Raw genomic sequence first — 13,603 nt, forward strand, 5'->3', positions numbered from 1 at the left:
TTTATAGTTGCCGACGGTGTTGACGGTTAAAATAGGCGGGTTGAAAAAACCAAGGAATTCTTCATGCACCTGATCCGCCCATTTACCGGTCTCAGACCCGCCCACAACCGCGCCACCGAAGTCGCCGCCCCGCCCTACGACGTGCTTTCCACCGATGAGGCACGTATCCGAGCCGAAGACCATCCCTGGAGCTTCCTGCACATTTCCAAGCCGGAAATCGACTTGCCGGCTGGCACCAATCCTTATGCACCCGAGGTCTACGCGAAGGCAGCAGAGAACCTGAAGAAAATGCTGGCCGAAGGCATACTGGCGCGTGACACAATGCCCTGCTATTACGCCTATCGCCTGATCATGGGCGGGCACAGCCAGATTGGCCTGGTGGCGGCGGCTTCGGTGGCGGATTACGACACCAACCGCATCCGCAAGCACGAGTTCACCCGGCCCGACAAGGAAGACGACCGGGTGCGCCAGATTGATGCGCTGAATGCCCAGACCGGCCCGGTGCTGCTGGCCTACCCCGATGCCCCGGAAGTAGACGAAATCCTGGCACTTGCCGCATCCGCCGCACCGGATGCCGACGTGACCGCCGAGGACGGTGTCCGCCACACGATCTGGGTGATACGCGACAGCGCAACGCTGGACAAGTTAACAGCCGCCTTCGATGCCATGCATGCGATTTATATTGCCGACGGCCACCACCGTTCGGCCGCCGCCTCACGCATCAGCGCCGCCCGCAAGGCCGCCAATCCGCAGCATAGCGGCGAGGAAAGCTACAACTATTTCCTGTCCGTGATCTTTCCCCATCACCAGATGAAAATCATGGACTACAACCGTGTCGTCATCGACCTGAATGGCCTGGACACGAAAGCTTTCCTCAAGCGCATCGCCGAACAGTTCTCTGTGCAGGCGAGCGCCTCCCAGGTCAAGCCAGCCAAACCCAATGAGTTCGGCCTCTATCTGCCTGGCCAGTGGTACCGTCTGGAAATTCGCGCCGACCTGATTCCACAAAACGATCCCGTAGCACGCCTAGATGTCAGCCTGCTACAGAATCATCTCATCTCACCGGTGCTTGGCATCAATGATCCGCGCCGCGATAAACGCATCGACTTCGTCGGTGGCATCCGCGGCCTGGCTGAGCTGGAAAAACGCGTCGACAGCGGTGAAATGGCCGTGGCTTTCGCCCTGTGCGCAACCCGCATGGAAGACCTGATGGCCGTCGCCGATGCGGGCGAGGTGATGCCACCCAAGTCCACCTGGTTCGAGCCTAAACTGGCCGACGGTCTGGTGTCGCACGTGCTGGATTGATGCCGGGGAAACGCCGCCTCGCGGAATTTGGTCTGGCGGCCATGGACATGGATTCCACCCTGGTTACCGTCGAAACTCTGGATGAAATCGCCGACCTGGCCGGCATCAGGGAACAGGTAGCGCCAATCACGGATGCGGCCATGCGAGGCGAGATCGACTTCTGCGAAAGCCTGACCCGTAGGGTCGCGCTGTTCAAGGGACTGGATCAAAGCGTGTTGCAGCGGATCTACGACGAGCGTGTGAGACTCACTCCCGGTGCGGAACTGCTTATCGCCGAGCTTAAGCGGCTAGGCATTAAGACTGTACTCATTTCCAGTGGCTTCGATTATTTTACAGAGCGACTGAAAATCCGACTAAGGCTGGATTTCTCTATATCCAACCGAATCGAAATCGTGGATGGCAAGCTTACCGGAAGGATTTCGGGCAAGATTCTCGACGGCCAGGGCAAGGCTGGCTACCTGGACAAAATTCGGGTGAAGCTTGGACTTGCGAAGGAACAGACTATCGCCATCGGCGACGGTGCCAACGACCTGGAAATGCTGGCTACTGCCGGAGTCAGCATCGCCTATTGCGCAAAACCCGTGGTCAAGTCACAGACCCATTACGCATTGGAAAGCGCCGGTCTGGATGGAGTCATCAAGCTATTCGCCAAATCGTAATAAAAATGCCTACATATAATTGAACAGCGACAGCCCCTGAATTTTAACGAAAGACTGCTGCGCCGCTTCCAGCGAGGCCTTCTGACGAGTCAGATCAGTAATCGACTTGGCGTAGTCCAGATCCTGCAAGCCTGAAATGGTTTGCTGATACTGCAACTGCAAATCCTCACCCGTGCTTTTAACCGAATCCACTTCCTTCATCCGTGAACCCACCGCCGCCCGTACGGTCAGAACGCTGGTCTGCGCATTACTAAGGCTGGTCATGGCCAAATTCAGATTATTCTGGTAGCTGGCTGCAGCCGCAGGGGTACCAACACCCGCCTCCAAAGCCGTAATCAGGTTGTGCAGGGTCGTAAACAAATCTTCGTTCTGGCTTGCCTTGACCGTGAATTGATCGCCCCCGGCGGGGTTGCCTTCTATCTTGGTCGACACGCCGAAATCAAAAGCCGGCTCGGTTCCCTGACTGGTTAACGGTATGGTCTGCCCACTCGTGTAGGTTCGCCAGTTTGACGACCAACCCGAAGCACCCGAAGTCAGTAGCGAATTATTGGTTTTATTGTTGATAATATCGTATGTCCAGCCCGCCGTAGCACTAGGCGCTACGACAAAACTATCGCCAGCCACAGGGGTACCATTGAACACGATATCCGCCCCCTCAAAACTCTGGGTCAGAGGTGTTCCAGGCGTATAACTCCCGGTTGTATTAGCACCAGACACCGTGTCAGTAACGGTGAAGGTGAAGGGAGCGCCAGCACCCGCAAAGGAAACGAGCAGATTCTTGCCACCTGCGTTCCATGCCGCTTGATCCACGATTCCTGCCGTCACCGCTACCGTGCCGCCATTAGTCTTAGGACTCGCAGGAGAGTTTACAACTACACCATTGGCAGCGACACGGAAACCATCCCCTGGCAGCGGCACACCCGTAAGATCAAGACTAATCCCTGCGTTAATGGTGCCAAGAGTGCCATCCAGATTCACGGTAACAGGAGGAGCTAGAGTCGTGTCGTAATTGAAAGTAAAGCTATGCGGCGGTACCGCCAAATCAGTAATGGTGTAGTCGAAGGTGTTTACAGCCGCCCCCGCAGCCACGGCGATTTTAAGCCCACTGCCGCTTGCGGACCACGCCGCTGCGTTGTTAATCGTAGCCGCTACTGCACCAGTTCCGAAATTCGAGCTGGGCTTCACGTCAGTATTGGCTGCAAAACGAATCGAGTAATCCTTGCTACCAGCATTCCATTTGGCCGGATCGCTGACCGTTCCAGGATCGACAATCCCAGCCCCGGCATTAGTCGTCGCCGCTCTTGAGACAAAGGTACCATTCCCGTTCTTGATCTGCTGAAAAACGCTAGATCCGGAATCACTCACCGGAATTTGCCGTGACGGGCTGATCTGAATCAGGCGCTGCCCCTCATCCCCCGAGTAGGCCATCACCCCTGGCGCAGTCTCGCCGAATGGGCGAGTGTCTCCCTTGTAACCCGAAAACATGTATTGGCCATTACCATCAGTGCTGTTTGCCAAGCCCAACAGTTCTTGATAATTCGAGCGTAACTCCGTTGCCAGGGCGGCGCGATCACTACTTGTAAGCGATGCATTCCCCGCATACACCGCTGTTGTCTGCGCATTCTGGATCAGATTACCAATACTATTCAGGATGCTGTCTTCCAGACCCAACTTGCTGGTTGCCGTGCCCGTATTGACGTCAAACTGCTTGTTGAGCGATTGAGACTGCGACACCTCCAACACGCGCGCAGCGGCAACCGGGTCATCGGATGGAGTCAAAATCCGGCGGCCAGAAGAAACCTGTTGTTGCGTTTTGATCCAGTCGGCTGTCTGCTGCTGAATACTGGCAACACCCTTATCAAACAACATGCTCGTGCTTATGCGCATGATTTACTCCCTATCTTCCCAAACTAAGCAACGTGTCAAACAGCGTGCTGGCAATCTGCATCATCTTGCCCGCCGCCTGGTAGGCTTGTTGGTAGCGCATCAGGTTAGCGGCCTCTTCGTCCAGATTGACGCCTGACAACGACTGTTGAATTTCCTGTGTCTGAGCCACCAGACTGGTCTGAGCTTTCGAGGTCACATCCAGTTCGTGGGTCTTGTTACCCACCATGCTGACCAGCTGGCTGTAGGCGCTCTGGTAAGAGACGGTCCCTCCAGCGAGGGTATTTTGTGTTTGCAGCCCCGCCAGCAGTAACGCGTTACGGTTATCGGCCACACCACCGGCATTTGCACCGACGGTAAAAGTATCCCCTGCAACTGGCGAACCTGTAATCTGCGCTGTCCAGCCGTTGAAGGAAATCGGCTGACCGGAAACATAACTCCCGGTTGCCGGCTTGCCCGTGTAAGTAAAGGTAGACGCAACCGGGTTGGTAGCAGTTGCAGGGTCTTGAATCGTCACCGTGCCGGCAGCAGCAGCCGTATCAACCGTGATCGTCAATCCGCTGACTGTGCTCGTATTGGCCGACGTCCCATTTCCAACCGTCAGTGTTGCGCCGGTTATGGTATATACAGTCCCAACCGGCCCGCTAATAGTGCCGCCGGAAATGGTCGTGGTCGTACCCGTCGCGGTGTAAGACCCGGCACCCGTGCCGATGGAGGTCGTTCCGCCGGCCACACCCGTGAAGCCGGGATTACTCCCACCACCGGCCACTGCCGCCGCAAGAGCTGCCGCCGACATAAATCCATTTGTACCTACAACCGTACTTTGGCCAGTGAAATTATTGGTTCTGCCGGCAAGATGATAGGTATTCGAACTGCCGAAAATGATCTGTATGTTACTGCTCAAATTCGGATCGACCGGCGGAGATAACGGCGTTGCCATACCGATGGTCGCCGTGGTCGAAGAGGTCGAGGTAACCGTCTTGTCGATGGTGAAGACATCCCCGGCAGCTGGCGCGCCCGTTCCGTTCGAAATATTGACGGTCCAGCCGTTGTAGCTAATTGAGCTGCCGGAAGTGTATGACACATTTTTTGCCAAGGTGGCGCCTGAGGTATTATCCACGACGTCAAAATCACTGGCTGAATTAAACTTGATCGTCACCTTATCGTTGAAAGAATTAACCGTTCCGGCACTGATACGCCCAGAGCCGGTATTGCTCAGCGTGGCCTCAGTCCTGATCGGCGCAGCAGCCGCAATTTTCGCCGGGTCCGTCAGGCCGACGCTAACATCGCGCGCCCCGTTGATCGTCGGCTTGATCAGGAAACTGGCGGCACCGGAAGGCGCCGGGTTCGGCACCTCGATACTCAAGCCATCCGCAAAGTAGGGGCTGGCCGCAGTACCCGCGCCTGTCATGGCCACCGCTTGCCCGGTCGTGGCATCCAGCAGACTCCAACTTGCTCCGCTAAAACTCAAACGATAATCGCTGGTCGTCACGGCGGCGACATTGTTAAATTTTACGGTGGGACTAACCGTCCCCGCCGGGTTGGTTGAATTCGGGATCACCTTGGGGGGAGGAACATTGAAAAATTTCGTGCCCATTGCCCCATTCAGATCCACACCGAGTTGGTGTTGGTCATTGAATGTTTGCGCCAACCCAATCGCAACGCGCCCCAGTTGATTCTGCGCAGCATCCAGAGTTTCACTGCGGAAAGCCAGAATCCCACCCAGGCTTCCGCCCTGCAAGCTTCCCTGGCTGAGAAGAACCGTGTTGCCGGCTGTTTTTAACCCCACTTCGAAACGTTCAGGATCCTCCAGGGAAGGAACTGCGGCCAGGGCGAACGACTGTTTATTAATCACCAGCGTCTGGCCGTTGCCGATAAAGACACTGAGGCTGCCATCGCTCTGCTTGACCGTCGACACCTTGACGAGCTTGTTGAGTTCCGCCAACATCTGGTCGCGCTGATCGAGCAAATCGTTGGCGGGCTGCAAGTCTCCCGATGAACTCTGTGCGACCCCGATCTGCTGGTTCATATTTGCGATCTGTTGCGCGTAGGTATTGATGGCCTCTAAGCTGCTGCGGATTTCGCTGTTAACGCCATCACGTATTTGGCTAAAGCGCTGGTCAATTGCCTGGAAACGCGAAACCATCGTCTGCCCGCTGCTCAGCATCGCCTGTCGCGATGGAACCGAGGCAGGATTCGCTGCCACATCCTGCACGCCATTGAAAAAATCCTGTAGCGCCGGAGACAGCCCGGAGTTGGGATCGGCAAGCATGTTATCGATCTGACGAATCTGGGAATAATAGGAGTCAAGCTGGCTGGACTGTGCCTGTGCCTGCATGACCTGACCGTCCAGCAGGTTGTTGTATAAGCGCTTCACCGTGTCCACCTGGGTACCCTGACCCAGAAATCCGATCCCGCTATACTGCGGAATTTTGGTACTTTGAACAATTTGCTGGCGATGAAAACCCGGCGTATTGACGTTGCTGATGTTATGGCTTGTCGTGGTAAGACCCGCTTGGGCAGCGTTCAATGCGCTTACTCCGACACTGTAAGTACTCATTTTACTTCTCCTTCACGCCCGGCCGCCTCGAAAGTCGCTTTTCCGGTGGAACCAATTATTTAGTTATCGGCAAAAAACAGCAAAACTTGAGCCTATCCAGCCAACGCCTGTCGCATAGTTTCGCCGTTCACCACGCGTGCAAGTTTGCTGGCGTACATTGGATCAGTCGCGTAGCCCGCTTGCTGCATCGCACGAGCGAAGCCTGCTGCATCAGCATCCTGCCCTAACACGCCCTGATAGCGCGGGTTGTTTCTCAACAGGGCAGCATAGTCACGAAAGCTTTCCGCATAGGAACCGTAGGCACGGAACTCTTCACGCCTGGTCTGCGGCACACCCTTAACGTATTCGGTGGTAGCCGCAGACGCCACCTCCCCATCCCATTTTGCTCCAGCCTTGATACCGAAAAGATTAAGACTGTCCTGTCCGTCCTGGCCTCGGATAGCTCGCTTACCCCAGCCACTCTCCAATGCCGCCTGACCAAGCAGAAAACGGGGTGGAATTCCCAGCGCCTTACCCGCTTCGACCGCATGCGGCCACAACTTGTCGACAAACTCCTGGGGGGTTTTAAAGGCAGATCCTGAATGCTGAGTGCTGAGTGCTGAGTCCTGAGTCCTGAGTCCTGAGTCCTGAGTAGTAGATGCTGAGCGTGGGGTGCCGGGCACCGAGACGACATGCTCAGGACTCAGGACTTGGGACTCAGGACTGGTTTTGTGCTCAGGACTGAGGGCTGAGGACTGAAGACGGTTTTTAAGGGTGAGTTGTTTTACCAGCATATCCGCCACACCGAGGCCCTTGCCCGTGGAAAGCTTCTGCGCCAGTTGCTGGTCGAACAGCTGCGTATAAAGGTTCCCCTGCTCGCTGTCGAGCATCCCATCCTTCGGAGTCGCTTCACGCATACTCTTCAACATCATATTCACAAAAATACCTTCGAACTGCTGGGCGACGGCCTTAAGCGCGGCATCGGGATCCTGCTTCACCTGCAGGCGAAGCTTGTCCACGCTCTGAACGTCGAGCGCGAACCGTGAGGAAATATCCTGTGTGCCTATCATGATTTTTTCCTAAATGACTTCCAACTCGGCACGCAGCGCGCCCGCAGCCTTCATCGCCTGAAGAATCGCGAGCAAGTCCTGCGGCGTCGCGCCTACCGCGTTCAATGCCTTAACGACACCATTCAATGAAGTACTGCGCGGCAGCATCACCAGGCCAGCTTTTTCTGCCTTGATTTCGATCTGCGCCTGCTGGGCGACCACCGTTTCCCCTTTGGAGAAAGGTGCAGGCTGACTCACCTGGGGTTCACTGGAGATGGTCACGGTCAGATTGCCATGTGCCACGGCGCAGGCCTCCACCATGACCGACTTGTTCATCACCACCGAACCTGTACGTGCATTCATGATGACCTTGGCCAGCGATTCACCCGGAGTCACGGTCAGATTTTCCATGCGCGCCAGAAAGGATACGCGCTGATTGATATCACGCGGCGCAAAGACCCTGATAACACGGCCATTCTCGGCATTGGCAACACCTTCTCCGAAGGAACGGTTGATTGATGTCACGACCCGACTGGCGGTGGTATAGTCTGAATCCTTCAACTCCAGTGTAATGAAATCACCTTGCCCCAGAGGCATGTCTACGGCACGCTCCACCGTAGCGCCATCGGTAATGCGGCCGACGCTCAACTGGTTCACCTGGGCGCTGCTGCCACCCGATGAGGCGCCCACGCCACCGACCAGCAAATTTCCTTGTGCCATGGCATAAACCTGGCTGTCCGCGCCCTTCAACGGGGTCATCAACAAAGTACCGCCGCGCAAGCTCTTGGCATTGCCAATGGAAGACACGGTGATGTCGATGGTCTGACCTGGCTTGGCGAAAGGAGGAAGCGTAGAGGTTACCGTTACCGCCGCCACATTTTTCAGTTGCAAGCTGGTTCCCGGTGGCAAGTTCACACCCAGCTGACCCAGCATGCTGACGACGCTCTGTACCGTAAAGGGCGTCTGGGTGGTCTGGTCACCACTACCATCCAGCCCCACCACCAAGCCGTAGCCAATCAGCTGGTTGTTACGCACGCCCTGGATCGTTGCCAAATCCTTGAGGCGTTCCGCATGGACAGGAAGAGCAATAAATACTGTCGCCACAAGCACGATAATTTTTGAAGATAGTTTCATTTCAACCCCCTGCCGTCAGCACAACAACATGCTGCTCGCTACACAATTTAACCTAATCATTGATAAGCATGAACCGTGCCAAATAAAAATAAGCGCCCATCATAACCAGCGCCTTTCTCGTTTTCTCCCGTTCCCGCTTGCGGGAGAGGATTGAGGAGAGGGGAACCCACGAGGGTCGCAACACTCATCCCAACCTTCTCCCAGCGGGAGAAGGAATAACTGTATAGGACGCTTGATTTAATTGAAGGGGAAATGCAGCGGCAAGAATTGCCGCTTGCGGCAAGATTATCGGGAGCACTCCATTGGACAGAAACTTTCAGAGACAAAACCACCCATCAGAATGGCAGGACCGACAGGAAAAATTTAGTCATCCAGCCCATGACTTGGGCGGAATCCATCTCACCCCGGCCCTTGAACTCGATACGGGCATCCGCAACCTGAGTTGAAACAACCACATTCGCCGATGAAATTGTGCTTGGGTTCACCACGCCAGAGAACCGGATATATTCGGTTCCCTCATTGATCCCCATCTGCTTCTCGCCGCTCACCAGCAAATTGCCATTTGGCAGTACGTCTATAACCGTCACAGTGAGCATTCCCAGTAGCGCATTCTTCTGGGATGAATCACCTTTTCCCTCGAATTTCTGGGAACCAGACGCAGTGACACTCGTATCAAAATTAGCTGCACCACCCAAAATTCCAGCAACACCCAGTTTCGATGGTGAGGGGGTATAGCCAAAAATCGTGGGCGTAGCAGCAGTTTCGGCGACGCTACTGGTTTTCCCAGCGGTAGAACTGACATTCTTGCTGGCGCTGGTTGATTCGACGATGTTAATGGTAAGCACATCCCCAATGTTGCGGGCGCGGCGATCCTCGAACAGGGGCCTTGAATAACTGGCTTGGTAGATCGCGCCACCCGATGCCACGCGCTCCGGCGCTGGCGCAGGTCTGACGCTCATCGGCTGGTGCACGTTGGTAGAGGGCACCGTGGAACATCCCACCAAAAAATTCAGGCTCAAAAACAGCATCATGCCGAATAGAATTTTTAACGCTTTCATGATCTCACCTCCCGCCTACCCTCATCACAACTGCGTCAACTTCTGCAACATCTGGTCGGAAACCGTAACTGCCTTGGAATTGATCTCGTAGGCTCGTTGCGCCTGTATCATGTTGACCATCTCCTCCACCACGTTGACATTGGAAGTTTCGAGATAGTTCTGATTGAGGAAACCCAAACCGTTGGTGCCCGGCGTATTAGCCGAAGGCGCGCCTGATGCTGCCGTTTCCTGGAACAGATTTTCACCCAGACTTTGCAAGCCAGCCGGATTGATAAAGCCTGCCAATTGAAGGGTGCCAACCTGCGTTACCGCGGTAGAGCCAGCCTGCAATACGGACACAGTGCCATCCTTACCGATCGTCACACTGGTTGCATTCGAGGGTATGGTAATAGCGGGTTGTACTGAATAGCCGCTGGATGTCACCATCTGCCCCTGGCTGTCGACCTGAAACGATCCATCACGAGTATAGGCAGTCGTTCCATCCGGCATCAGTATCTGGAGAAATCCTTTACCGTTGATTGCCACATCCAAGGCATTGCCAGTCTGTTGGAGGCTACCCTGAGTGTGTATCTTTTCCACCGCCACAGGGCGTACGCCTGTACCCAGTTGCAAACCGGTGGGCAACTGGGTCTGCTGCGAGGACTGAGCTCCCGGCTGGCGCAAAGTCTGGTAAAGCAGATCCTCGAACACCGGACGCGCCCGCTTGAAGCCATTGGTGCTGACGTTCGCCAAGTTGTTGGAGATCACATCGATATTGGTCTGCTGCGCATCCAGGCCGGTTTTGGCAATCCACAGGGAACGTATCATGGTCGTTTATCCTTATCCATTCAGGCTCATAATTTGGTTGGCTTTTTGCGCGTTGGCCTCCGCATTTTGCAGCAGCTTTATCTGCATATCATACTGACGCGCCAAGCTGATCATGCTGACTAACGAATCGACCGCATTGACATTACTGGTTTCAAGCGACTTCTGGGCCAACACCACGTTTGCATCCGCCGGCGCGGGCAGGCCGCTGCTCAGACGGAACAAACCATCGCCGCTCTTGATCAGGTCAGTTTCAGGTGGATTGACCAACTTGACTCTGCCGACCGTCGCAACCGTGTTGGGAGCTTGGCCCGCCGGAATAATCGAGACCGTACCGTCCTTGGCAATCGTCACTTCCGCATCAGGCGGCACTGCCAACGGACCGCCATCGCCCATCACCGTCAGGCCATTGCGAGTTTGCAGCAAGCCGTTGGCGCCCACCAGCAAACTACCGTTGCGGGTGTAAGCCTCACTGCCATCCGCCGCCTGCACCGCAATCCAACCCTTGCCCTGCACCGCCACATCCAGGTCGCGATCCGTGTTCAGAATCGCGCCCGTTGAAAAGTCCGCCCCCGAGGTCGAATCCACGACGAAGGTTCGCGTCTGCGCACCCTCGCCCAGCACCGGCAAGGCGCGAAAAGAATTGGCCTCCGCCTTATAGCCGGTCGTGGAAGCATTGGCCAGGTTATGCGCCACCTGCGCCTGCTGGTGCATGGTGTGATTGGCGCCATTCATCGCGATGTAGATCAGACGATCCATTTTCTTAGTCCTGAGTTGCGAGTCCTGAGTGCTGAGTGGAAGGTCCTAAGTGAAGCATTCAGGGCGTACCACTCAGCACTCAGGACTACTTAATTACCTGAGGTTAACGATGGTCTGCATAATGGAATCCTGAGTTTTGATTGTCTGGGCATTAGCCTGGTAAAACCGCTGAGCGGTAATCATGTTCACCAGTTCAGCCGTCAGATCAACGTTAGACTCCTCAACCGCTCCTGACTGCATGACACCCAGACTTCCAGAACCCGGCGTACCGATCAACGGTTGATTGGAATCTGGTGTTTCTGCCCACTGGTTGTTGCCCAGAGGCTTCAGACCGTTCGGATTGGTGAAGTTGGCCAGAACGATCTGACCGAGGCTTCTCGATTGCCCATTGCTGTACCGCCCCTGAATGATACCGTCCGATCCAATGTTAAACCCGTTAAGACGACCCGAGGAAAAACCGTCCTGAGTCAGGGCGTTCACACCAAACGGACTGCCATACTGGCTTGTTCCGGTAAAGTCGAGATTGAAAACCAGCGGGGCAGCCGCACTATTGACCGAGCCCAAAGCAGTCGAAATCCCGGCAAGATCGAGGGAAACGCTCAGTGGCATGGTCGTAGTCAGCTTGCCAGAAGTATCGAATGCCAGTTGCGTTGCCGACAGTGTCGCCCCTGGAGTCGTCACACCAGCCACTGCCGTCTGTGCTGCCGTATTGGCTACCAAAGTTGAAGCTGCTTCCGCTATTTGTGCAGCACCCGCAGGGGGAGAGGCAATAACAGCGGCATTCATCGCCGCCATGGCGGCAGCTGAAGTTTTTGCTGCGGCGACGGCAGCATTGATCAATGCTGCCGTGCTAGGGGCGGCACCCATATTAGTTACCGCCGTAGTGGCAGCAGCGGCGGCAGCAATCGCATTTGTGGCAGCAACATACGGCGGAGACCCCACTGCCCAAAGGCCTTGAACCGCACCAGCGCGTGTATCAACACCTACCGCTCCACCTGTACCCAGGGCTGTCGTATTTGCACTTACTGCCGCGTAGTTGGCGGGCACGTTCGATGCGGTTCCGTCCACGTTGGCATTCAGACTCCAGGTGCTCGGAGTAACCGCAGATTTCGTAAAGTACAGCGACAATACATGGGGATTACCCAGTGTGTCGTAAACCGTCATCGAAGTCGACTTATTATAGCTGGTCGGGTCGAGCGGGTTGAAAGTGCCGGTGGCAGGGATCTCCCGGGAATCCAGGTTAACGCCTACCTTGGCGCCTGCAGCACTGGCGCTCCCGCCCGTCGCCTGGGGCGGCAGATCGGCAGTTGGCAGGTTCACCGGAGCCGGATTGGTCGCCACAATATTACCGCTGGTTGGGTCCACTCCGTATCCTGTCACCTTGGCGCCGGTTGAGCTAACAACATACCCGTCCTTGTTAAGTTGGAACTGGCCGTTGCGGCTGTAGCTGATCGTGCCGTTAGTGTCCAGACGGAAAAACCCTCCGCCGTTAATCGCCACATCCAGCGGATTATTGGATGAACTGATGTTGCCCTGGGTAAACTGCTGCGCTACGCTGGTCGTCTTGGTTCCCAGACCGACCTGCCCCGCCCCCCCGCCCGACAGTGATGCCGCATAGACATCCGCAAATTGTACTTGCGAGGTCTTGAACCCTACCGTACCGGCGTTGGCGACGTTGTTTCCGATGGCATCAAGATTTTTTGCTGCCGCATTCAGACCACTTAATCCCTGTTGAAAGCCCATGATTCACTCCCGCCTAAAATATCTGCTTAACTGTAGAGACATTAACGCTGCCCAGCACATCGGTATTAAGCGTCACCCCTGAAGCCCCCAGGGAAACACTGCTCACATTGCCAAGTGCCAGCAATGTTGCATCCACCTTATTTCCGCCCTGGCTCGCACTCACCTCAAACTTATAAGTGCCGCTGGGTGCTATTGCACCACCATCTACAACCCCGTCCCACTGGAACATGACATTGCCCGCCTGCTGAGCTCCCAAATCCATGCTGTGCAGTGTATTGCCCGCCGCATCCTTGATGCTCACCACAGTCTTGTCCGTTGACAAGGCAAGCTCGAACCCACCTGCGGCAAATCCATTTTGCAATGACAGGCTGGAGCCCGGCGCCAGCACGCTACGCCCGATCATACCCGCCGCCTGCAGAGACTGACTCGACGCAAAAGAACTCGACATGGCCTGCAACGTCGAATTCAGTTTATCGATCCCGGTGACTGTGCTCAGCTGCGCCATTTGCGAAGTAACCTGGGCATTATCCATAGGATTGAGCGGATCCTGATTTTTCATCTGGGTAACCAGCAGTTTCAGGAAACGATCTTCCGACTCCTGAGCGGCACTTTTTGTTGTCGTTGTCGCCGTGCTGGCTCCACTCGTGACTGCATCAACTGTACTCATGG

Annotated in this window: 11 protein-coding genes; 2 read left to right on the plus strand and 9 right to left on the minus strand. The window is 55.5% G+C overall.

Annotation, left to right across the window (positions count from 1 at the left end; genetic code table 11):
• The first annotated feature begins 63 nt into the window (after positions 1-63).
• A complete protein-coding gene (locus tag SCD_RS08370) occupies positions 64-1,305 on the plus strand; it encodes a DUF1015 domain-containing protein (RefSeq protein WP_009205530.1) in 1,242 nt (413 codons plus the stop codon).
• Complete coding sequence (serB, locus tag SCD_RS08375) at positions 1,305-1,964, plus strand: phosphoserine phosphatase SerB (RefSeq protein ID WP_009205529.1); 660 nt, start codon at positions 1,305-1,307, stop codon at positions 1,962-1,964. Before SCD_RS08370 ends, serB begins: the two co-directional genes overlap by 1 nt.
• Before the next feature lie 9 nt (positions 1,965-1,973).
• Here serB and flgL read toward each other — a convergent pair whose 3' ends face one another.
• From flgL to SCD_RS08430, 9 genes are all read right to left on the minus strand, one after another.
• Complete coding sequence (gene flgL, locus SCD_RS15680; protein ID WP_009205528.1) at positions 1,974-3,851, minus strand: flagellar hook-associated protein FlgL; 1,878 nt, start codon at positions 3,849-3,851, stop codon at positions 1,974-1,976.
• A 10-nt stretch (positions 3,852-3,861) separates the two neighbouring features.
• Positions 3,862-6,408, minus strand: coding sequence for a flagellar hook-associated protein FlgK (gene flgK, locus SCD_RS15685; RefSeq protein ID WP_009205527.1), 2,547 nt, complete (start codon positions 6,406-6,408; stop codon positions 3,862-3,864).
• A gap of 92 nt (positions 6,409-6,500) precedes the next feature.
• The gene (flgJ, locus tag SCD_RS08400; protein ID WP_009205526.1) at positions 6,501-7,457 is read right to left on the minus strand and encodes a flagellar assembly peptidoglycan hydrolase FlgJ; all 957 of its coding nucleotides are present in this window, start codon (positions 7,455-7,457) and stop codon (positions 6,501-6,503) included.
• Positions 7,458-7,466: 9 nt separating this feature from the next.
• Complete coding sequence (locus SCD_RS08405; protein WP_009205525.1) at positions 7,467-8,570, minus strand: flagellar basal body P-ring protein FlgI; 1,104 nt, start codon at positions 8,568-8,570, stop codon at positions 7,467-7,469.
• A gap of 335 nt (positions 8,571-8,905) precedes the next feature.
• Positions 8,906-9,628 carry a flagellar basal body L-ring protein FlgH gene (locus SCD_RS08410; protein WP_009205524.1) on the minus strand — a complete coding sequence of 241 codons (723 nt, stop codon included), beginning with the start codon at positions 9,626-9,628 and terminating at the stop codon, positions 8,906-8,908.
• A gap of 24 nt (positions 9,629-9,652) precedes the next feature.
• Positions 9,653-10,435: a flagellar basal-body rod protein FlgG gene (gene flgG, locus SCD_RS16410; RefSeq protein ID WP_009205523.1), complete on the minus strand. Its 783-nt coding sequence runs from the start codon at positions 10,433-10,435 to the stop codon at positions 9,653-9,655.
• A gap of 12 nt (positions 10,436-10,447) precedes the next feature.
• Positions 10,448-11,191: a flagellar basal-body rod protein FlgF gene (gene flgF, locus SCD_RS16415; RefSeq protein ID WP_009205522.1), complete on the minus strand. Its 744-nt coding sequence runs from the start codon at positions 11,189-11,191 to the stop codon at positions 10,448-10,450.
• Between the two features lie 93 nt (positions 11,192-11,284).
• The gene (locus SCD_RS08425) at positions 11,285-12,934 is read right to left on the minus strand and encodes a flagellar hook protein FlgE (RefSeq protein ID WP_009205521.1); all 1,650 of its coding nucleotides are present in this window, start codon (positions 12,932-12,934) and stop codon (positions 11,285-11,287) included.
• 13 nt (positions 12,935-12,947) lie between these two features.
• Positions 12,948-13,601, minus strand: coding sequence for a flagellar hook assembly protein FlgD (locus tag SCD_RS08430; protein WP_009205520.1), 654 nt, complete (start codon positions 13,599-13,601; stop codon positions 12,948-12,950).
• Positions 13,602-13,603 lie beyond the last annotated feature (2 nt).

Origin of the sequence: Sulfuricella denitrificans skB26 (assembly GCF_000297055.2) — a bacterium.
GTDB lineage: Bacteria > Pseudomonadota > Gammaproteobacteria > Burkholderiales > Sulfuricellaceae > Sulfuricella > Sulfuricella denitrificans.

Bases quoted from the DNA above. Each gene is read 5' to 3' on its own strand.
- flgG (WP_009205523.1), bottom strand. From the start codon at position 10,435: ATGATACGTTCCCTGTGGATTGCCAAAACCGGCCTGGATGCGCAGCAG.
- flgF (WP_009205522.1), bottom strand. From the start codon at position 11,191: ATGGATCGTCTGATCTACATCGCGATGAATGGCGCCAATCACACCATG.
- flgL (WP_009205528.1), bottom strand. From the start codon at position 3,851: ATGCGCATAAGCACGAGCATGTTGTTTGATAAGGGTGTTGCCAGTATT.
- flgJ (WP_009205526.1), bottom strand. From the start codon at position 7,457: ATGATAGGCACACAGGATATTTCCTCACGGTTCGCGCTCGACGTTCAG.
- flgK (WP_009205527.1), bottom strand. From the start codon at position 6,408: ATGAGTACTTACAGTGTCGGAGTAAGCGCATTGAACGCTGCCCAAGCG.
- SCD_RS08410 (WP_009205524.1), bottom strand. From the start codon at position 9,628: ATGAAAGCGTTAAAAATTCTATTCGGCATGATGCTGTTTTTGAGCCTG.
- SCD_RS08370 (WP_009205530.1), top strand. From the start codon at position 64: ATGCACCTGATCCGCCCATTTACCGGTCTCAGACCCGCCCACAACCGC.
- SCD_RS08430 (WP_009205520.1), bottom strand. From the start codon at position 13,601: ATGAGTACAGTTGATGCAGTCACGAGTGGAGCCAGCACGGCGACAACG.
- serB (WP_009205529.1), top strand. From the start codon at position 1,305: ATGCCGGGGAAACGCCGCCTCGCGGAATTTGGTCTGGCGGCCATGGAC.
- SCD_RS08425 (WP_009205521.1), bottom strand. From the start codon at position 12,934: ATGGGCTTTCAACAGGGATTAAGTGGTCTGAATGCGGCAGCAAAAAAT.
- SCD_RS08405 (WP_009205525.1), bottom strand. From the start codon at position 8,570: ATGAAACTATCTTCAAAAATTATCGTGCTTGTGGCGACAGTATTTATT.